This is a genomic window from Erythrobacter aurantius (assembly GCF_023823125.1).
Classification (GTDB): domain Bacteria; phylum Pseudomonadota; class Alphaproteobacteria; order Sphingomonadales; family Sphingomonadaceae; genus Erythrobacter; species Erythrobacter aurantius.
Genome location: NZ_CP090949.1, coordinates 2,393,397 through 2,413,263, shown reverse-complemented (window position 1 = coordinate 2,413,263; position 19,867 = coordinate 2,393,397). Strand labels below are relative to the sequence as shown.

22 protein-coding genes are annotated in these 19,867 nt (G+C 61.8%); 11 read left to right on the top strand and 11 right to left on the bottom strand.

Annotation, left to right across the window (positions count from 1 at the left end; all coding sequences use genetic code 11):
* Window positions 1–38: 38 nt before the first annotated feature.
* The 3 genes from L1K66_RS11530 to L1K66_RS11520 are packed head-to-tail and all read right to left on the bottom strand — an operon-like array spanning window position 39 to window position 3,130.
* On the bottom strand, window positions 39–1,625 hold the full coding sequence (locus tag L1K66_RS11530) for an MDR family MFS transporter (RefSeq protein WP_252258012.1): 1,587 nt from the start codon (window positions 1,623–1,625) through the stop codon (window positions 39–41).
* A gap of 1 nt (window position 1,626) precedes the next feature.
* A complete protein-coding gene (locus L1K66_RS11525) occupies window positions 1,627–2,694 on the bottom strand; it encodes an HlyD family secretion protein (RefSeq protein ID WP_252258011.1) in 1,068 nt (355 codons plus the stop codon).
* The gene (locus L1K66_RS11520; RefSeq protein ID WP_252258010.1) at window positions 2,687–3,130 is read right to left on the bottom strand and encodes a MarR family winged helix-turn-helix transcriptional regulator; all 444 of its coding nucleotides are present in this window, start codon (window positions 3,128–3,130) and stop codon (window positions 2,687–2,689) included. The genes L1K66_RS11525 and L1K66_RS11520 overlap by 8 nt, the downstream gene beginning before the upstream one ends.
* A gap of 80 nt (window positions 3,131–3,210) precedes the next feature.
* Between L1K66_RS11520 and L1K66_RS11515 the strand changes: the two genes are divergently transcribed.
* The 6 genes from L1K66_RS11515 (at window position 3,211) to rimK (ending at window position 8,931) form a co-directional block, all read left to right on the top strand.
* Window positions 3,211–3,861, top strand: a complete 651-nt coding sequence (locus L1K66_RS11515; protein ID WP_252258009.1) for a 2-hydroxychromene-2-carboxylate isomerase — start codon at window positions 3,211–3,213, stop codon at window positions 3,859–3,861.
* Window positions 3,861–4,613, top strand: coding sequence for an alpha/beta fold hydrolase (locus tag L1K66_RS11510; protein WP_252258008.1), 753 nt, complete (start codon window positions 3,861–3,863; stop codon window positions 4,611–4,613). The genes L1K66_RS11515 and L1K66_RS11510 overlap by 1 nt, the downstream gene beginning before the upstream one ends.
* Before the next feature lie 65 nt (window positions 4,614–4,678).
* Complete coding sequence (locus L1K66_RS11505; protein ID WP_252258007.1) at window positions 4,679–6,547, top strand: M2 family metallopeptidase; 1,869 nt, start codon at window positions 4,679–4,681, stop codon at window positions 6,545–6,547.
* Entirely contained in the window at window positions 6,541–7,551 is a 1,011-nt protein-coding gene (locus tag L1K66_RS11500; protein ID WP_252258006.1) for a YncE family protein, read from the top strand. Before L1K66_RS11505 ends, L1K66_RS11500 begins: the two co-directional genes overlap by 7 nt.
* The gene (locus tag L1K66_RS11495) at window positions 7,548–8,012 is read left to right on the top strand and encodes an ATP-dependent zinc protease family protein (RefSeq protein ID WP_330221230.1); all 465 of its coding nucleotides are present in this window, start codon (window positions 7,548–7,550) and stop codon (window positions 8,010–8,012) included. Before L1K66_RS11500 ends, L1K66_RS11495 begins: the two co-directional genes overlap by 4 nt.
* Before the next feature lie 13 nt (window positions 8,013–8,025).
* Window positions 8,026–8,931: a 30S ribosomal protein S6--L-glutamate ligase gene (gene rimK / locus L1K66_RS11490; protein WP_034954299.1), complete on the top strand. Its 906-nt coding sequence runs from the start codon at window positions 8,026–8,028 to the stop codon at window positions 8,929–8,931.
* A 6-nt stretch (window positions 8,932–8,937) separates the two neighbouring features.
* On the opposite strand, the gene L1K66_RS11485 is transcribed toward rimK, so the two are convergent.
* From L1K66_RS11485 to rpsF, 5 genes are all read right to left on the bottom strand, one after another.
* Window positions 8,938–9,702, bottom strand: a complete 765-nt coding sequence (locus L1K66_RS11485) for an SDR family NAD(P)-dependent oxidoreductase (protein WP_252258005.1) — start codon at window positions 9,700–9,702, stop codon at window positions 8,938–8,940.
* 3 nt (window positions 9,703–9,705) lie between these two features.
* Complete coding sequence (locus L1K66_RS11480; protein WP_252258004.1) at window positions 9,706–11,166, bottom strand: AMP nucleosidase; 1,461 nt, start codon at window positions 11,164–11,166, stop codon at window positions 9,706–9,708.
* 136 nt (window positions 11,167–11,302) lie between these two features.
* A complete protein-coding gene (gene rplI, locus L1K66_RS11475) occupies window positions 11,303–11,923 on the bottom strand; it encodes a 50S ribosomal protein L9 (protein WP_252258003.1) in 621 nt (206 codons plus the stop codon).
* Between the two features lie 13 nt (window positions 11,924–11,936).
* Complete coding sequence (gene rpsR / locus L1K66_RS11470) at window positions 11,937–12,161, bottom strand: 30S ribosomal protein S18 (protein ID WP_034954295.1); 225 nt, start codon at window positions 12,159–12,161, stop codon at window positions 11,937–11,939.
* Window positions 12,161–12,526, bottom strand: coding sequence for a 30S ribosomal protein S6 (gene rpsF / locus L1K66_RS11465; RefSeq protein ID WP_252258002.1), 366 nt, complete (start codon window positions 12,524–12,526; stop codon window positions 12,161–12,163). The genes rpsR and rpsF overlap by 1 nt, the downstream gene beginning before the upstream one ends.
* Window positions 12,527–12,734: 208 nt before the next feature.
* On the opposite strand from rpsF, the gene L1K66_RS11460 reads away from it, so the two are divergent.
* Together L1K66_RS11460 and L1K66_RS11455 are read left to right on the top strand one after the other, a co-directional pair.
* Window positions 12,735–13,679 carry a DUF808 domain-containing protein gene (locus L1K66_RS11460; protein WP_252258001.1) on the top strand — a complete coding sequence of 315 codons (945 nt, stop codon included), beginning with the start codon at window positions 12,735–12,737 and terminating at the stop codon, window positions 13,677–13,679.
* Entirely contained in the window at window positions 13,679–14,323 is a 645-nt protein-coding gene (locus L1K66_RS11455; RefSeq protein WP_252258000.1) for a glutathione S-transferase family protein, read from the top strand. Before L1K66_RS11460 ends, L1K66_RS11455 begins: the two co-directional genes overlap by 1 nt.
* Here L1K66_RS11455 and L1K66_RS11450 read toward each other — a convergent pair.
* The 3 genes from L1K66_RS11450 to L1K66_RS11440 are packed head-to-tail and all read right to left on the bottom strand — an operon-like array spanning window position 14,320 to window position 17,609.
* Window positions 14,320–15,846, bottom strand: a complete 1,527-nt coding sequence (locus L1K66_RS11450) for a class I adenylate-forming enzyme family protein (RefSeq protein ID WP_252257999.1) — start codon at window positions 15,844–15,846, stop codon at window positions 14,320–14,322. The genes L1K66_RS11455 and L1K66_RS11450 overlap by 4 nt on opposite strands.
* Window positions 15,847–15,882: 36 nt before the next feature.
* A complete protein-coding gene (locus L1K66_RS11445) occupies window positions 15,883–16,164 on the bottom strand; it encodes a hypothetical protein (RefSeq protein ID WP_252257998.1) in 282 nt (93 codons plus the stop codon).
* Window positions 16,161–17,609: a Mur ligase family protein gene (locus tag L1K66_RS11440; RefSeq protein ID WP_407931946.1), complete on the bottom strand. Its 1,449-nt coding sequence runs from the start codon at window positions 17,607–17,609 to the stop codon at window positions 16,161–16,163. Before L1K66_RS11440 ends, L1K66_RS11445 begins: the two co-directional genes overlap by 4 nt.
* Window positions 17,610–17,639: 30 nt before the next feature.
* Between L1K66_RS11440 and L1K66_RS11435 the strand changes: the two genes are divergently transcribed.
* From L1K66_RS11435 to L1K66_RS11425, 3 genes are read left to right on the top strand one after another with little or no spacing between them, the layout of a single operon-like run.
* Window positions 17,640–18,470 carry an LD-carboxypeptidase gene (locus L1K66_RS11435; protein WP_252257997.1) on the top strand — a complete coding sequence of 277 codons (831 nt, stop codon included), beginning with the start codon at window positions 17,640–17,642 and terminating at the stop codon, window positions 18,468–18,470.
* Window positions 18,471–18,497: 27 nt separating this feature from the next.
* Window positions 18,498–19,433: an ACP S-malonyltransferase gene (gene fabD, locus L1K66_RS11430; RefSeq protein WP_252257996.1), complete on the top strand. Its 936-nt coding sequence runs from the start codon at window positions 18,498–18,500 to the stop codon at window positions 19,431–19,433.
* A complete protein-coding gene (locus tag L1K66_RS11425) occupies window positions 19,430–19,858 on the top strand; it encodes a GNAT family N-acetyltransferase (protein ID WP_252257995.1) in 429 nt (142 codons plus the stop codon). The genes fabD and L1K66_RS11425 overlap by 4 nt, the downstream gene beginning before the upstream one ends.
* Window positions 19,859–19,867 lie beyond the last annotated feature (9 nt).

Below are 19,867 nucleotides of genomic sequence, written 5' to 3'. Positions count from 1 at the left end.
CGTTTCCCTTTCGCTGCCCGGCGATAACTGACAGCGCTTTACGCGCCAGCCTGACGCGTATCGATCTTGCGCATTAGGAAGGCAAATGGGGCAATGAACAGCGCCATCCACATGATCAGGTAGAAGTCGTTGACATAGGCGACCATCGCGGCCTGCCGATTGACCTCGGCATCCAGCACTGTCAGCGCGGCTTCCCCATAGCTCTGGAAACGGTCGGTGGTCGAAAAATCGATCAGCGTGCCGGTTGCCGAAGTCAGGTGGCTGCCAAGCTCTTCGTGGCCGGTCTGGATGTTTCGCGCCAGCAAGACCGCCATCAGCGAAATCCCCGTCGAAGCGCCAAGCGAGCGGGTCAGGTTCATGATGCTCGACCCATCTGTCCTGAGGCGCGGGTGGAGCGTTGCAAAGGCGGTGACCTGCAAAGGCACGATCACCAGCCCCATGCCTGTTCCCAGGAAAACTCCGGTGGCGATCAGTTGAAACTGGTCAATTTCCAGCGACCAGTGCGCCATCAGATACAGCGCCGCGGCGCAAAGCAGGAATCCTGCGGAAACCAGAGGACGCGGATCGAACCCTCGGCGCAGGAGCACGCTGGAAATCTGCATGCTGAACAACACTCCGAAACCACGCGGCGCGAGGACCATGCCGGTATCAATCACGTCATATCCGAACAAATTCTGGAGCATCGTAGGGAGCAGCGCCATTGGGGCAAAGACGATCACCCCCATGACCGCCATGAACGTTGCCGAGAGAGCAAAATTGCGATCAGTCAGCAATTCGCGTTCGAACAGCGGGTTGGAAGCAGTCGAGAAATGGACGATCGCCATCCACGCCGCCGAACCGGTCAGAAGCGCGTAGACCCATATCTCCAGCGAATCGAACCAGTCCTGCTGGTTGCCCCTGTCGAGCAACAATTGAAATGAGGCGAGCGCAATTCCCAGCAGAAGAAAGCCCAGCATGTCGAACCTGCGCCTGCGTGCTGCTCGTTGCGGTAGGCAGGTGATCAGGATGGCCAGTGTGACAAGGCCGGCGGGCAGATTCACATAGAACACCCAGCGCCAGTTCGCGCTTTCGGTCAGCCAGCCGCCGATCAAGGGGCCAAGGATCGGACCAAGCACCACGCCCACACCCCATAGCGCCATGATCTGCGGATGGCGGCTCGGTTTGGTGGTGTCGAGCATAAAGGACTGGCTGAGCGGCATGATAAACGCCCCTGCGACACCCTGACAGGCGCGGAACAGGACCATTTCTTCAAGGTTCTGCGAGAGGCCGCACAGCATTGAAAACAGGATGAAGCACACGACAGAGCCGATGAAGAGCTGCCGCGCGCCCACCCTGTCCGCCAGCCAACCGGTGATCGGCAGCGCGACCGCAGAGGCGATGATATAGCTGGTGAGAACCCAGGTGACGCCATCGACCGTCGTGCCGAGCGAGCTTTGCATATGCGGGATGGCGACATTCGCGATGGTGGTGTCGAGGATCTGTAGCAGTGATGCCAGCATGATCCCGAAGATCAACAGCCCGTAGTTCGAGCTGTGCAGAACCGCTTCGTCATGTGGGTTAGCCGATCCGGCTCCCGTATCTGCGCCGCCGCCGGCGGCAGAGGCGGGGGCAGCGGTGCTCGCCATGTCAGTTGCCTGTGGGCTCTTCGGTGTACACCGTTACATGGCTCGAAAGCCCGGCGATCAGCTCACGCGGGCTGTTTTCGTCAATCGCGATCCGCACGGGTACGCGCTGCGTCACCTTGACCCAGTTCCCGGTCGCATTCTGTGCGGGAAGGACCGAGAATTCGGCCCCTGTTCCGGCCCCGATGGACGCAACATGACCTTTCAGGATGAGCTCGGGATAGGCGTCGAAACGGATTTCCGCACTTTGGCCAACTGCCATGTCGGCAAGATCGGTTTCCTTGAAATTGGCCTCGACATAGGCGGTGCGGCCCTGCACCAGCGTCAGCACGGGCAGGTTCGGGACGACCTGCTGACCCAGTTGGAGCCGATCGGCCTGAGCAATCCGGCCCGGCGCAGGCGCGCGCACTTCGGTGCGAGCCAGTGAAAGCTCCGCATTGGCGCGCTGGGCCTCGGCCACGGCGACCTGCGGGTTCTTTCCAGGAACGGCAGGCCCGGTGGCAAGCCGGGCGCGTGCTTCTTGCTGGCGGGCTTCGGCCTGCCGCAGGCTTTCGCGCGCCTGTTGCAGCGCGTGTTCGGCGGCGTCGTAATTCTCCTTGGTGGAAAATCCGCGTTCCCAGATGGCCTTCACCCGGTCGAACCGCGCTTGAGCAAAGGCGATATCTTCCTTCGCGGCGGCAATATCGACTCCGGCGAGATCGGGCGAATTGCTAAGCGCGATTACATTGGCCTGTGCGCTCGCGATTGCGGCATCGGCTTCGGCGATCTGGAGGCGGAACGGCTCCGGGTCGATCCGGAACAGCAGATCGCCCGCAGCGACCATGTCGCCTTCTGCCACCAGCACTTCGACGATCTTTCCGCCGACCTCGGCGCTGATCGAGACCATATCCTGCTGGACATAGGCGTTGTCGGTCGAGACCTTGCCCTGAAGGCTCTGCCAATAGGCAAGGCTCCCGCCGACAAGCGCGAGCGGCACGATCAGCATGAGCGCGATGCGCGGCCATTTGCGCTTCGGCTTTTCAGAGGTGGTCTGCACCGCGCCGGATGTGATGGCGGGATCTGCTTCAGCCATGGAGAATCTCCGGTTCGCGTGCGTTGTCCAGGTTTGTTTCGATCCGTTCCAGCAATCCCGAAAGGGTTTCCCGCTCCATCGGTGTCAGGCCTTTCAATGTGGCTTCGGAAATTCCGTCGATGATCGCCTGAAGCTGTGTGACGATGCCCCGGCTTTTCGCGGTGAGGTGCAGGATGCGTGCCCGTCGATCCGAAGGATCCGCCCGGCGTTCGATCCAGCCGGATTCCTCCATTCGATCGGCTATCCGGGTCAGCGTGATCGGTTCGATTTCCAGCCGCTCCGCATAAAAGACCTGATTCTTTCCCGGATTACGCTGGAGCGAGAGCAAAAGGCGCGCCTGCGCCGCTGTCAGCCCAAGCCCCCGGACGCGCTCATTGAAGAGCAGACGCAACTGGTGCGAATTGTCAGCCATGCGATAGAGCAGTCTGGTCGGCATGAGCGTAGTTATAATAAGTAGGCTTATTATCATCAAGCAGAGACTGGCGGGGCGGCGATTTGGCGGCTAGCGTAGGCCGCATGACAATTCGCGCCGACCTGTTCTTCAGCTTTCGCTCGCCCTATTCCTACCTCGCCGTGGGCCGGTATCGCGCCCTGACGCAGGAATATGATCTCGACATCACGCTCCGCACGGTGCTGCCGATCGCGATCCGCGATCCGGGGATTCTGTTCACCGGCAATCCCAACGTCGGGCGGTACATCTTCATCGACTCGGCTCGCAGCGCGCAGATGCTGGGCATTCCCTATCGCTGGCCGCGCCCCGATCCGGTGGTGCAGAACCTTGCCACGCGCGAGATCGCGGCAGAGCAGCCGCATATCCATCGGCTGTGCCGCATGGGTCAGGCGGCGACGCGCCGGGGCAAGGGGCTGGCCTTTGCCGATGAGGTGTCGAAAGTGATCTGGTCAGGCACGGTCGATGACTGGCACGAAGGCGATCATCTGGCGCAGGCAACGGCGCGTGCAGGCCTCGATTTCGCCGAGCTTGAGGCGGAAGCTGCGAGCGATGCCGAGGCGCTCGACGCAGAAATCGCCGAAAACCAGAATGCACTCGAAGCCGCAGGCCATTGGGGCGTGCCGACGCTGGTGCTGGATGGCGAGCCGTTCTTCGGACAGGACCGCATCGAAATGGCGAAATGGCGGATGGAGCAGAAAGGGCTTCAGAAGCGGTGATGCCTCAAACGTTCGAAAGTTTCGACGGCACCCGGCTTGCCGTGCACCGTGCGGGTGAGGGGCGTCCGGTGGTCCTCCTGCACGGGCTGTTTTCCAGCGCCTTCATGAACTGGATCAAGTGGGGTCATCACACGCGCCTTGCCGATGCCGGGTTCGAAGCGATCATGCTCGATTTTCGCGTTCACGGCGACAGCGAGGCGCCGCATGATCCTGCCGCCTATCCCAACGGAGTGCTGGTGCGCGACGCGGCGGCGCTGGTGGAGCATCTGGGCCTTGAGGCGGGCGAGTTCGATCTGGTCGGCTTCTCTCTGGGGGCTCGCACGGCGATCCACGCAGTCGGGCACGGCATTCTGGAGCCCCGCCGCCTCGCGATCTGCGGCATGGGCGTGGCAGGCCTCGCCGAATGGGAACGCCGCGCCGCGCATTTCAAGCGGGTGATCGACGAATTCGACACGATCAAGCCGGGCGATCCCGCCTATGTCGCGCGCACCTTCCTCAAATCGCAGGGGGTGGACCGGGTGGCAGCGCGGTTGCTGCTGGATGCGATGGACGATTTCGACCTCGCCCGCCTCGCCAACATCACCATGCCCACTGGCGTGATTTGCGGGGACCAGGATCAGGACAACGGCTCTGCCGAAGAACTCGCAGCGATATTGCCCGATGCGACCTATTTCGAGGTTCCCGGCAATCACCTCAACAGCGTTACCAAGCCCGATCTGGGCGAAGCGATCGTACGCTTTCTGAGTGCTTGATTACCGGCGCGCACGCGTCCAAACTCGCCACCATTGCAAGACACAAGACAAGAGGATCGCCTCCCATGAAATTCACGCATCTTTCGCTCAAGGCTTCGGCTGCCGCGCTGGCCATGGCGCTGGCCGCGACGTCCGCGCCCGTGCTGGCCGAAGCACATGCCGAAACGGCCGAGGAAAGCGCCACGCAATTCCCGCTGACCCCGGAAGGCGCGAAGCAATTCGTCGAGATGGTAGAGAAGGAATACCGTGCCTTTGCCGAACCGGCGGCGCGGATCGAATGGATCAACGCGACCTACATCAATCACGATTCCAACACGCTCGCGGCGCAATATGGCGCGGAACTGAGCGTGATGAGCGTCAATTTCGCCAATGAAGCCGCCAAGTACGCGCAGGTGGACGGGCTCGATCCCGAAGTCGAGCGCAAGTTGGGAATGCTGCGCTATGCGATCTCGCTCCCCGCGCCGAGCCGCGACGGGGCAGCCGAGGAACTGGCCGGCATCACCACTTCGATGGGCGCGCAATATGGCGCGGGCAAGGGCACGCTGAACGGGCAGCCGATCAACGGTTCCGATATCGAGGCGGAGATGGGCAACCTTGAGAGGACGCCCGAAGAACTCGCCGAAATGTGGGCCAGCTGGCACGACAACGTCGGCGGTCCGATGCTGGGCGAATATCAGCAGTACGTCTCGCTCGCCAACGAAGGCGCGAAGGAGCTGGGCTTTGATGATCTCGGCGCGATGTGGCGTTCGGGATACGACATGAGCCCCGATGAATTCGCAGCCGAGACGGAGCGGATGTGGCAGGAAGTGAAGCCGCTATACGTCGCGCTCCACACCTATGTCCGTCGCAAGCTGAACGAACATTACGGCGATGAAGTGCAGCCCGCCACCGGCCCGATCCGTGCTGACCTGCTCGGCAATATGTGGGCGCAGGAATGGGGCAACATCTACCCGCTGGTCGCGCCCGAAGGGGCAGGGGACATCGGCTATGACCTGACTGACCTGATCGTCGAGAAAGACCTCGACGCTGTCGAAATGACCCGTGTGGGCGAACAGTTCTTCTCCTCGCTGGGTTTCGAGCCACTGCCGGAGACATTCTGGGAGCGCAGCCAGTTCGTGAAGCCGGCTGACCGCGAAGTGGTGTGCCATGCGTCCGCGTGGAACCTCGACAATGTCGATGATCTGCGGATCAAGATGTGCATCAAGCAGAACGCGGACGACTTCATCACCATCCACCACGAGCTTGGCCACAACTACTACCAGCGTGCCTATAACAAGCAGGACTTCCTCTATCTCACCGGCGCAAATGATGGCTTCCATGAGGCGATCGGCGACATGATCGCGCTGTCGATCACGCCGGAATATCTGGTGCAGATCGACATGCTCAAGCCCGAGCAGGTGCCGAGTGCCGACAAGGACATCGGCCTGCTGCTGCGTCAGGCGATGGACAAGGTTGCGTTCCTGCCGTTCGGCCTGCTGATCGACCGTTACCGCTGGAGCCTGTTCGACGGCAGCGTCGCGCCGGAAGATTACAACAAGGCATGGACCGATATCCGCCGCGAGTATCAGGGCATTGTTCCCCCGGTGGAGCGGCCCGCAGACGGCTTTGATCCGGGCGCGAAGTATCACGTGCCGGGTAATGTCAGCTACACCCGCTATTTCCTTGCGCGGCTGTTGCAGTTCCAGTTCTACAAGGCAGCATGCGATCAGGCCGGTTGGGAAGGGCCGCTGCACCGCTGCTCGTTCTACGGCAACGAGGAAGTGGGCAAGAACCTCAACGCCATGCTCGAACTCGGCGCCAGCGTGCCGTGGCCTGACGCGCTCGAGGCCTTCACCGGCGAACGCCAGATGAACGGCACGGCGATGGTGGAGTATTTCGCTCCGCTGATGGCTTGGCTGGAAGAGCAGAACAAGGGCCAGACCGCCGGATGGTAATTGTCCGTACTGCCGCAGCTTTGATCGCTCTCTCGCTCGGCGCTTGTGCGCCGGGTGAGGGTGCGACAAGCACCGGAGCGGCCGCCGCAGAGCGCCCGACGCTGTTCGTCGCCAACAAGTTCGGCAACACGCTGTCCAAGATCGATCTGGAGACGGGCCAAGAGGTGCTGCGGCTCGACAGCTGCACCAACCCGCACGAACTGGCGACTTCGCCGGATGGAAAGCACGTTGCGCTCGCCTGTTATGGCGGGACGACGGTTGATGTGTTCCTCACCTCGACGCTTGAGCGTGTGACCAGCATCGACCTGCGCGAAAATGCGCGTCCGCACGGTATCGTGTGGCATCAGAACGGCGATCTGTATTCCACCGCAGAGGGCCGCCAATCGGTATTCTGGATACGCGACCCGCTCGGCTCGGCAGACAGGTTTGAATACTCGACCGGCAAGCAAGGCAGCCACATGCTAGTCGTTTCTCCTGACGGCAATACGGCGTGGACCACTGATCTCGGATCTAAGACGGTGACGCGCGTGGCGCTGAAAGCCCGGATTGCGCCGATTTCCGTCACGGTTGGGGAAGAGCCGGAAGGCATCGCGCTATCCCCGGATGGAAAGGCGCTTTGGGTCTCGGCGCGTGGCTCGGATGAGGCTTACGAGCTTGATCCGGAGACGATGGAAGTGCGCTCCACGGTCGCAACCGGGCAGTTCCCATTGCGACTTGCCATCAGGCCACAGGGTGATGTGGCGGTGACGTCCGATCTTCAGGACGGGGGCCTTTCGGTCATCGACCTCGAAACCGCAGAGGTCATCCGCTCGATCGCCGTGTCCTCACCCGAGGAAGCCGAAGAGCGCTTTCAGGTCACCATCCTGTGGTCCGACGATGGCGAGCGGATCTACGTCGCCGAAACCGCCAGCGATACGGTGGCCGAGGTTGATTACGCCAGCGGCACGGTGCTGCGCCGCCTCAAGGTTGGTGATGGCGGCGACGGGATGGCCATTCTGCCTTGATCGTCAAACCCGAACCCCTGCCGGTGGTGGGCTGGCGCGAGCTGGTCGATCTGCCGGGCATTGCGCTTTCCGGCATCCCGGCCAAGATCGACACTGGCGCGCGCACATCATCGCTGCACGCCCGCGTGCTCGACCAGTTCGAGCGCGATGGAAAGCCGTTCGTCCGTTTCGCGGTCGATTGGGACGATATCGCCCATGAGGGCGAGGCGGTGCAGGTCGACCGGCGCGGCATCACCAGCTCCAATGGCGAAACCCAGACCCGATTTGTCATCAAGACGCCGCTGCGGATCGGCAGCGTCACCTTCAGAGCGGAACTGAGCCTCGCCGACCGCTCCGACATGAAATTTCCGATGTTGATCGGAAGGACTGCCTTGCGTCGCAGATTTGTCGTAGATAGCGGCCATTCGTGGCTTCAATCTCCGCATTGGGCCGAATCGGATTTCCCGTCAGCCCTTCCTTAGGACCGCCTCGCACATGAAAATCGCCATGCTGGCCCGTAATGCAAACCTGTATTCGCACCAGCGTCTCAAAGAGGCGGCCGAGGTGCGGGGGCATCAACTCGACATCCTCAACACCACGCGCTGTGCGGTGAATATCGCCAGTCATCGCCCGACGCTGACCTACAATGGTGAAACGCTGCCGAAATACGATGCCGTCATCCCGCGCATCGGTGCGTCGATCACGCAATACGGCCTCGCGGTGCTGCGCCAGTTCGAAATGAGCGGGTGCTGGCCGCTCAACGAAAGCGTCGCCATCGGCCGCAGCCGCGACAAGCTGCGTTCGCTCCAGATCCTGGCCAAGCACGGGCTCGGCCTGCCGCTCACCGCCTATGCCAATGATCCCAAGCAGGCGGAAGAGATCATCCGCGCCGTCAACGGCCCGCCGGTGGTGATCAAGCTGCTGGAAGGCACGCAGGGCATCGGTGTGGTTCTAGCCGAGACGATGAGCAGCGCAAAATCGGTGATCGAGGCGTTTCGCGGCGCCAACGTCAACATTCTTGTGCAGGAATTCATCAAGGAAGCGGGCGGGACGGACATTCGCGCTCTCGTGGTCGGGGGCAAGGTCGTCGCCGCGATGAAGCGCACCGGGGCGGCTGACGATTTCCGTTCAAACCTGCATCGCGGGGGAAGCGCGGAAGTGATCAAGATCACACCCGAAGAACGCTCCACCGCCGTGCGTGCAGCCAAGCGCATGGGGCTGAACGTGTGCGGCGTGGACATGCTGCGATCCAATCACGGGCCCGTGATCATGGAGGTCAATTCCTCACCCGGCCTCGAAGGCATCGAAAGCGCGACCGGAAAAGATGTCGCCGGACAGATCATCGCCTTTATCGAGGCGAATGCGAAGGACGGAAAGACCAAGACCAAAGGGCGCGGCTAAGGCGCCTCAGGCGTTGCGCACCATCAGCCCGCCATCCACCGGGATGACTGCTCCCGTGATGTAACTTGCCGCCGGGAGCACCAGCGACAGCGTCATGTGCGCGACTTCTTCCGGTTCGCCATAACGGCGCAATGCCGTGCGGCGCTTGGCATAGATTGTCTTGTGCTCGTCAGGGATGGGCGCGGTCATGCCGGTGTTGATCGGGCCGGGGCAGATGCAGTTGACCGTGATGCCTTCCGGACCGAGATCGACCGCGAGGCCGCGCGTGAGGCCCGTCACCCCGGTCTTGGCCGCGACATAGGGCGTGAGGCCGGGCGTCGCGCCGAGGCCTTCGGTGCTGGCGATATTGACGATCCGTGCAGCGTCGCTCTTGCGAAGATGGGGCAGGGCGGTGCGCACCATGCGTTGATGGGCGGTCAGCATCACCGCAATGGCGCTGTGCCAGATCGCTTCGTATTCATCCCCGGCGTCCAGCGCCCCGTGGCGCGAGATACCGGCATTGTTGATGAGGATATCGATGCCGCCGAAATCCTCGGCAATCTGAGCCACGACCCGCGCAATCGCATCCTTGTCCGACACGTCGAGAGCATAGGCGCGGGCATTGCCGCCACATTCCGCTGCGACTTCTTCACAAGCGGCGAGGTCGAGATCGGTCACCGCCACTTTCGCGCCTTCGCTCGCAAACAGTTTCGCGGTTGCGCGGCCCATGCCGCTGGCGGCCCCGGTGACGATGGCGACACGGCCTGCGATCGAGCGGGAACGATTGGTCATGGCTTACCTGAACGGCGGTTCGTTGAAGGCGCGCAGTTTGCGCGAGTGCAGGCGGTCGCCTTCGTCGCGCAGGCGCTTGACCGCTTCGAGGCCGATCTGGAGGTGGGCGGCGATTGCTTCCTCGTAGAACTTGTTGGCCTGACCCGGGAGCTTGATTTCGCCGTGCAATGGCTTGTCTGAGACGCAGAGCAGCGTGCCGTAGGGCACGCGGAAACGATACCCTTGCGTGGCGATGGTGGCGCTTTCCATTTCGATCGCGATGGCGCGGCTTTGCGAGAACCGTTTGGCCGAGCTCGAATAGAGCAGCTCCCAGTTCCGATCATCGGTGGTGACGACGGTGCCTGTGCGCATCCGCTGTTTCAGGTTTGCACCCTGAACGCCCGAGACTTCCTCTGCCGCTCCGGCCAAAGCCTGCTGCACTTCGGCAATCGGCGGGATCGGAACCTCTGGCGGGAGGACGTTGTCGAGCACGTGATCATCGCGCAGGTAAGCGTGAGCGAGAACGAAATCGCCGATCTTCTGGCTTGAACGCAGACCGCCGCAGTGGCCGATCATCAGCCATGCGTGCGGGCGCAGCACGGCAAGGTGATCGCAGATCGTTTTGGCGTTGGAAGGGCCGACCCCGATGTTGACCAGCGTGATACCCCGGCCGTCCTCCCGGATCAGGTGATAGGCGGGCATCTGGTGCTTGCGCCAGGCGGTGTCGGAAAGCTGTTCATGCGCATTGTCGACGCATTCACGGATGTCGAGCCCACCCGCTCCGGTCAGCGCATGATAGCCGCCGCCATTGTCCTTGGCGCAAATCTGCTGCGCGCCCCAGTTCACGAATTCATCGACATAGCGGTGATAGTTCGTAAACAGGATGAAGTCCTGAAAGTCCTCGACCTTGGTACCGGTGTAGTGCGCCAGCCGCGCCAGCGAATAGTCGGTGCGCAGGCCGTCGAACAGCGACAGCGGCATATCGGCATCTTCGTCGAACTCGATCCCGTCAGCCAGTTCGTCGCCGATCAGCGAAAGGTCGGTGGAGGGGAAGTACTTGGCGATTTCCTGCGGTGCGATGCCGACCATCGCCGCGCCTGCTTCCCCGTCGAGCACATAGGGAAACGGGATTTCCTGTCGCGAGCGTTCAACCGTCACGTCGATCTCATACTCGGCGGAGATAAGCTCGAGCTGTTCGGTAAGGTAGGGGGCAAACAGATCGGGCCGGGTGATCGTGGTGGTGTAAGAACCCGGCAGATCAAGCCGGCCGAATGCGCGACTGCGATCCTGCGGATCGCCTCCTCCAACCCCGGCTCCCGAATAATGCAATGTCAGCTGCGGATAGGCGTAGCTGCCGTCGTGGCGCTTGCGTTCGGGCGGGATGGTGCCGTCGCGGCCAAAGGCGATGACATCTTCACGCAGGGTCGCGACCGCGTCCGCATAGTGTTGTTGCAATTGTTCGAGAATGGTGGGGATTGGGGTCATGCAGTGGTCCTAATTCCTGTTTGCGTATGATTCAAAGACGGCTTCGCACAATTTGCGAGGCCTTGTTACAAAAAGGGCGCGGGGATCATGCCGATCCACGCGCCCGATTTGAATGCGTTGGTTGAAGCCGAGCCGATCAGGCGTCGCCTTCTCCGTCTTCTGCGCGTTCTTCGAGCAGTTCGGCGGGGATTTCGCCCGGCTCAAGGTTGGGGTCGATGCGGTTCGCTTCGGCCTGTTCCTCGATTTCCTTCTGCTCTTCTTCGAAGATCTGCGCCAGCACGTCGACGCCTTCGCTCTGCAGCTTGGCTTCGTCATCCGAACGGGCGACGTTCGCCTTGACGGTGACGTGCACTTCCGGGTGCAGGGCGACAGTCACATCGTGCATGCCGATCGACTTGATCGGCGCGCCCATGATGATCTGACGCTTGTCGATTTCGAAGCCCTGTTCGACCAGACCGGCAACCATGTCGCGCACGTTGACCGAACCGTAGAGCTGGCCAGCGTTCGAAGCAGCGCGGATAAGCACGACTTCGGCGCCTTCCACCTTCTTGCCAAGGCCTTCTGCGACGACGCGCTTCTCGGCGTTTTCCTTTTCGAGGCGTTCGCGGTTGGCTTCGAAGACCTTCTTGTTGGCTTCGTTGGCGCGCAGGGCCTTCTTCTGCGGAAGCAGGAAGTTGCGGGCGTAGCCGTCCTTGACGGTGACGACGTCACCAATGGTGCCGAGCTTCTCGATGCGTTCGAGGAGGATGATATCCATTTTCTTTCTCCCCTTACTTCACGATGTACGGCAGCAGGCCGATGTGACGCGCACGCTTGATCGCCTTGGCGAGCTCACGCTGCTTCTTGGCGGAAACGGCGGTGATGCGCGAAGGCACGATCTTGCCACGCTCGGACATGAAGCCCTGAAGCAGGCGCACGTCCTTGTAATCGATCTTCGGGGCGTCCTTTGCCGCGAACGGGCAGGACTTGCGGCGGCGGAAAAACGGGCGGGCCATCAGTCGCGCTCCTCACGGTTTTCGCGGCGCTTACGCTCGCGTTCGTTCTTGCGCATCATCACGCTCGGGCCGTCTTCGTGCTCGTCGACACGGATGGTCATGTAGCGGATGACGTCTTCGTTGATGCGGGTCTGGCGCTCGAGCTCAGCGACGACCGAGCCCGGTGCGTCGATGTTGAGCATCACGAAATGCGCCTTGCGGTTGCGTTCGATCTTGTAGGCGAGGGACTTGAGGCCCCAGGTCTCGGTCTTGAGGACCTTGCCTTCGTTCGCTTCGACGATTTCGGTCGCCGCGGCCGCCAGCGCGTCAACCTGGGCCTGCGAAAGGTCCTGACGCGCGAGGAAGACATGCTCGTAAAGAGCCATTCTTCGCGTTCCTTATACTGCTGCCGATCGCTGGCTTGTCCGCTGCCAATTGGCGCATGCGGGGCCCCTCCGGCTTTCTTCCAAACACCGCTCCCGGACGGAACGGATGCGCGCACATAGCGGGTTTGGCCGTGAATGCAAGTCTTGTGCGAAGGGCTTACGCGAGGCAGTCGGCGTTCTTGATACCCATTAACAAGGAACAGGTGCAATGCCATCAGGTCTGGTCGCGCTGCTTGACGATGTTTCGGTAATCGCGCGCGCCGCAGCGGCTTCGGTCGATGATATAGCGGTTTCGGCGAGCAAGGCCGGGTCAAAGACCGCAGGCGTGGTGATTGACGATGCCGCCGTCACGCCAAGCTACGTCACCGGGCTTTCGCCATCACGTGAACTGCCGATAATCTGGGCGATCACAAAGGGAAGCCTGTTCAACAAGCTCGTTATCCTGTTGCCCGGTGCGATCCTGCTTTCGGTTTTCGCGAACTGGCTGATCATCTGGATACTAATGCTGGGCGGCGCCTTCCTGTGTTACGAGGGCGCGGAAAAGGTGATGGAGAAGCTGGGCGGGGCGAAGCACGGCAAAACCGTCGCGGACGAGATCGCCGATCCTGTCGCCTTCGAAAAGCAACGGGTGGCCGGGGCGGTGCGCACCGATTTGATCCTGTCGGCGGAAATCATGGCGATAACGCTGAGCGAGCTTGATCTGCCGACATGGTGGGAACAGAGCATCGCGCTGGCTCTGGTGGCCGTGATCGTTACTGTCGCGGTCTATGGCGCGGTCGCACTGATCGTGAAGATGGATGATGTCGGGTTGCGGATGCTCCGCGAAAGCGAGGTCACCAATATTCGCCGCCTGGGTGTCTTCCTGCTGCGAGCGATGCCAAGGCTGCTGGTCGCACTTTCCTTTGTCGGGACCATCGCGATGCTGTGGGTTGGCGGTGGCATCATCGTCCACGGTACGCACGAAGTCGGCTTTCACCTGCTCTACGATGTGGCGCATGGTGCGGAGCATTGGGTCGCAAGCATGACGGGCGCGCTTTCCGGCGTTGCGGGCTGGGCCACCTATGCGGCGGTCTCGGGCATCATCGGGCTCGTTCTGGGCGCTATCATCGCCTACGTCCTGCACAACATCATCGGCTATGAGGGAGCACATTGATGACGGACAGGCCCATTCTATACACCTGCGCCCGTTCACGAGGCTTGCGCGCGACCTGGGCGGCCGAGGAAGCCGGGGTTGATATCGACCTCCATATCCTGCCATTCCCGCCGCGCTATCTCGCGCCCGAGTATCTGGAGTTGAACCCGCTCGGCACGGTTCCGATGCTGGTGGATGGCGAAACGCGGATGACGGAAAGCTGCGCCATCGCGCACTATCTGGCGACGCGTTCGGGCTACACCGATCTCGCGATTGCGCCGGGGGAGCCGGATTACGGCGAATACCTCGATTACACTTACCACGCCGATGCTACGATCACTTTCCCCCAGACCGTTTACATGCGCTTTGCCATCTTCGAGAAGGACAAGGGCTGGGCCGAAGCAGGCCATGCTTATGCCAAGTGGTTTCACAAGCGTCTGGTGAAGATCGAGGAGCGGCTGAAGGGCAGGGAGTTCCTGTGCGCCGACCGCTTTACCGTCGCCGACATCTGCGTCGGCTATGCGCTGATTCTGGCTGAAAGCGTGGGACTGGACGATGGCGTGCCGGAAAGCCTGAAGGCCTACCGAAAGCGGCTTACGCAGCGTGAAGCGTATCTGAAGGCGTTCGAACGCGAGGAAGCCGGGCGCAAGGCGTTGGCGAGCTAGGCTGCCTGATCGGGCGACACCGGCCTCGCCGACAGTTCCCGCCGCAACAGCTTGCCGATGGGGTCTCGCGGCAGTTGATCGACGAATTCGATGTATCGCGGGCGCTTGTAACCGGCGATCTGTCCCTTGAAACGGGCGGTGATTTCTTCGCGGGTGAGTTCCATGCCCGGTTTCAGCACGACGAAGGCTTTCACCGCTTCGCCCCATTGCTTGTCCGGGACGCCGCAGCAGCCTGCGTCGGCGACTTCGGGCATGGTGGCAAAGATTGCATCGACTTCCGCCGGATAGACGTTTTCGCCGCCGGTCTTGATCAGCTCCTTGGCTCGGCCGAGCAGATATCCCAATCCGCGCTCGTCCATCGTGCCGAGATCCCCTGTTCGCAGCCAGCCATGGCCAAGCGCAGCCTCGCTCGCTTCGGGGTTGCGCCAATATCCGAGCATGACCGAAGGGCCGCGCAGACACAGTTCGCCTTCCTCACCCGGCGGCAGGTGGTTGCCCTCCGGATCGAGCACGGTCATCTCGACATGGGGCATGGCCCATCCGATCGATCGCGGATGCTCCAGCATGTCGGGATAATCAATGAAGGTGGCAAAGCCGCAGATTTCGGTCTGGCCATATCCGCCGACGACGCGGGCGTCCCAATCCTTCTCGATGAATTCGTACATTTGCGGGCGGCCCATACCTGCGCCCCCGGTGTAATTGGTTAGCGGCATCACCCCGTTGCGGATCGGCTCCATCGCGACCCAAGGGAAGCTGATGGTGGGGAAGGCGCTGGTGGTGGTGCAGCTTTCGCGGTGGAGCAGATCAAGGATCGCCGCGCTGTCATCGTCGCGGCCCGCAAACACGCTAGTTCCCCCGCAGGCCAGCATCGCCGCGACCTGCTGCATCCCCACGACATGGAACAGCGGATTGACCGAAAGCAGGCGTTCTTCTCGGGTAAACCCGCGCCGCACACAGAATCCCAAGGCCGATGATGCAACCGCGCTGCCCGCTTGAAGGCAGCCCTTGGGCCTTCCTGTCGTGCCGCTGGTGTACATCATGTAGACCGGACGCTCCGGCGCGAGTTCCGGCATGGTCAGCGGAGCCTGCGGCGTCGTCACCATTGTCTCGAATGCGCCCTGCGGATCATGGCGTTCGTCCACTTCGATCACTTCACCGGCTTCGGCTTCCGCCAGCAAATGCGTGAAGCGAGGATTGGCAAAGGTCATTGCGGGTTCGGCATTGCTGCAAATCCACGCAATCTCGCCCGGAGCAAGCCGCCAGTTGAGCAGGACGGAAATCGCTCCGATCCGGGCCGCGGCAAGCAGGGTGGTGAGATAGGGCGCGCCGTCGGTAAGAAGGATCGCGATACGGTCTCCCGGCCCGATCCTCTTTGCCAGCAGCCAGTGCGCCAGATGCCCGACCCTGCGATCAAGTTCGCCATAGGTCAGCCGCTGAGTGCCATCTACGGTGGCTTCGCGATGCGCATGTTGGGTGGCGCAGGCCCTCAGCAGGGTTTCGAGAGAAAAGTCACGGGGATGCATCGGTATAAGACTATCTCCCGGCAAGGCGCCGCTCCATCAGCGATTTTGAGGATTATCGAGCTGGCTGCCGCATTTGCCGCATGTCCGGTTTGGCCAGGGGACGACCAGCAATCCGCGAAAGAACAGGTTCTTGCCGCAGGCCGGGCAATTCATCCGCAGCATCCGGGCATTGGCCAGCACAAGTCCGACAATCGCGATACCGAAGGCGATCGTTGAATGGCCCGCGAATTGCTCAATCGTCAGGACAAACAATATGGCCAGCACCAGCGCCCCGGCCATGAACCACGCATGTCGTCTTGCGCGTTCGTAAATGCTCACCCTAGCCGCTCGAAAATGCTCGTGGCGAAAGTGCTCAGCGTATCGTCGCGCGCACCCATGATGGCGATGCGATCGCCGGGCCGGGCAAGCTCGATAATGCGATCCCCGCAGGCCTCGCGTTCTGGAACATGCTCGGCGCTCGCGCCGTGCTGCCGGATGAGATTGATGATCCGCTCCGTCCCCACGCTGCGATCGACAGTGCCGCCGAAATACACCGGATCGCACATGATGGTGATGTCGTCCGGGCCGAGTTCGCGTGCGAAGGTTTCCGCCAATTCATCGCCCATCTGGCGCAAGGGGCCATATCCGTGAGGCTGGAAAAAGGCGATGACGCGGCCTTCCGTCGCCTTCAGCGTGCGTAGCGTTGCCGCGCATTTTTCGGGGTTGTGCCCGAAATCGTCGATCACCGTGATGCCCGAAGCGGTCGTACCTACCAGATCGAACCGCCGCGCCAGCCCCTTGAAGCTGCCAAGTGCATAGGCCGCGGACTTCGCCTCTATCCCGGCCGCGCTTACTGCTGCGATCGCCGCAAGCGCATTGGAGAGATTGTGCAGCCCCGGCATCGGCAGGGTCAGGGGAAACATCTCGCGGCTGCGATTGTCGATCACCGCCGCCCGGATGCCGAACGCGCTCTGTTCGATTGAATCCGGTTCGACAGTGATATCCGCTTTCTGGCTGCGGACGCCAAAGCTGACGACCTGCCCCGCACGCGGAGCAAGAAACCGAGCTTCTTCATTGTCGAAATTGATCACGGCGCAGCCCGCCTCGCGAACATAGTCACCAAACAGCTTGCGCAATTCCTCGATCGATTTGTGATCAAGGCTGACATTGAGCAACACCGCCACCGAAGGTCGGTAAAGCGCTATTGAACCGTCGCTTTCATCCACTTCGCTGACAAAGATGCGCGGATTGCCGACACGGGCGCTGGCGAAGGGATTGTCGGCGCTGACAAAGTTCTTCATCACCGCGCCGTTCATCACGGTTGGGTCGAAATGCGCCTCTGACAGGATCCACGCGATCATGCCGGTGACGGTCGATTTTCCCGAAGTCCCGCCGACCGCAATCGAATATCCCGCCTGATTGAAAAAGGTCGAAAGCAGCTCCGCGCGGCTGAGCCTTTCGCAGCCGAGTTCTTTCGCCCGTGCTACTTCGGGGACGGTGTCCTCGACTGCTGCGGAGGCAATCAGGATCTGGTCTGGCGAGCTTATGCCGCTGCCATCCTGCGGGAATAGCGTGAAGCCGTGACTGGCCAGCCATTCGAACTTTTCCGGGGTGCGTCCCTGATCGTAGGACCGGTCTGACCCGCCAACGGCGTGGCCCATGCCGAGGGCGATCTGCGCCAGCGGCAGCATTCCCGAACCACCGATGCCACAGAAAAAGAAAGGGCGCCCTTCAAGCGCGGAGGCATCGATCCCGGTCATGCCGTCATGGATATTGGCTTGCATGAAGCCTGACAAGCGCCATAGGCTGCGCGCATGACGAATATCGCCATCTGCGCTCCCGCGACCCCGATCACCCGCGATCATGCGGCTGCGCTGGAGGCGCTGGTGGCGGCTGAGTTTCCCGATCACTCGGTAACCTTTCACGAACAATGCTATGCCAGCTCGGGCCATTTTGCGGGGGATGACCTGACCCGGCTGACTGCCTTGCTCGATTGCGCGAACGATCCGGCCTTTGATGCGGTGTGGTTCGCACGCGGCGGCTATGGTTCAAACCGGATTGCCGAAGCGGCGGTGGCGCGGATGAATGCGTCAGCGCGGTCGAAAACCTATGTCGGCTTTTCCGATTGCGGATATCTGCTGGCCGCGCTCTATCGCGCCGGGATCGGGCAGTGCGCGCATGGTTCGATGCCGGTCAGCGCCGGGTCCGAGGGCGGGCGCGAAGCGGTGCGGCGGGTGCTGCGCTGGTTTTCAGGAGACAATTCGGGGCTGGAGCCGAGCCTTGACGGGGTCACTCCTGCGGCGGCCTTTAACCTCATCACGCTGGCGATGCTGGCGCGCACTCCGATCATGCCCGATCTTTCCGGCCACGTGCTCATGGTGGAGGAGGTGAGCGAGCATCTCTATGCGGTGGATCGCTGTTTCTTTGCGCTCGCGGGCAGCATGCCGCGGCTTGCCGGACTGCGTCTCGGCGCGATCAGCGATGTGCCCGAAAACCACGTCGAATTCGGCCAGAATGCCGAGGAAATCGCCCGTTTCTGGTGCGACAGGGCGGGCATCCGTTATCTCGGCAGGGCCGAAATCGGCCACACATCTGCCAACAGGGTTGTGCCGTTCGGGCTTGCGGGGCCTGCAGGAGCAGCCTAACCGCCGCCTCCAACAGGAGGATTCATCATGAGAGCTTTCGTTTTCCCCGGACAGGGCAGCCAGAAAGTCGGGATGGGTGTCGAACTCGCCGCAGCCAGCGCGGCCGCACGCGAAGTGTTCGAGGAAGTTGACGAGGCGTTGGGTCAGAAGCTGTCGGCGATCATGGCCGAAGGGCCGGAAGACCAGTTGACCCTTACCGAAAATGCGCAGCCGGCGATCATGGCCAATGCCATCGCCACCCTGCGCGTGCTTGAGCGAGAATTCGGAGTGATGCTGGCCGACAAGGGCGCATGCGTCGCCGGACACTCGCTGGGCGAATACACCGCGCTGTGTGCTGTGGGGGCATTCGATCTGGCCACCACCGCGCGCCTTCTGAAGCTGCGCGGACAGGCCATGCAAGCCGCCGTTCCGGTGGGCGAAGGTGCGATGGCGGCACTGCTGGGTGCCGATATCGACAAGGCGAGCGAACTGGCCGCCAAGGCTTCCGAGCAGGACATTTGCGAAGTCGCCAATGACAATGATCCGACACAAGTCGTGATTTCCGGCCACAAGAGCGCGATCGAACGCGCTATCGCCATGGTCAAGGATTACGGGATCAAGCGCGGCGTTCTGTTGCCGGTGTCAGCGCCGTTTCACTGCACTCTGATGCAGCCGGCGGCCGACCGCATGGCGGAAGCGCTGGCGGATACCACCATGAACGCATTCGCTCTGCCGCTGTTCGCCAATGTCACTGCCGCCAAGGTCACCGATCCTGAGGAAGAGCGTGCTTTGCTGGTCGAGCAGGTGACGGGCCGTGTGCGCTGGCGCGAAAGCGTGATGGCGATGCGCGCCGACGGGATCGACAGCTTCGTCGAACTGGGCGGCAAAGTTCTCGGCCCGATGATAGGCAAGATCGACCGCGAGGCTGAGGCCACCAGCCTGATTTCAATGGATGACCTTGAAGAGTTTGCGAAAACGCGTTGAGCGGCCTCGACTTCTCGACCCATTGGATCACCGCCGACTCGGCGCATATGCTGGACAATGTCGCGCCCGGCGTGTTCGACCATGCTATCGACCCTGACCGGCTCGCCCATTATCTGCAAAACCCGGCGAACTGGATGGCAGTGGCGATTCATGACGGCTTGGTCGTCGGTATGATGATGGCGGTCATCCACACCCATCCCGACAAGCCGACCGAGCTATTCCTTGACGAGATCGGCACGGGCGACGATTGGCGGCGGCAGGGAATTGCGCGGGCGCTGATGCAGCGGCTATTTGAGCGCGCAGATTCAGAGGGAATTGAGGAAATCTGGCTGGGGACCGAGCCTGACAATGATGCGGCAAATGGTCTTTATCAGGGGTTCAAGCACGAGCGTGAGGACGCCGTGATCTATTATTTCGATTGGTGAGGAGCCGAG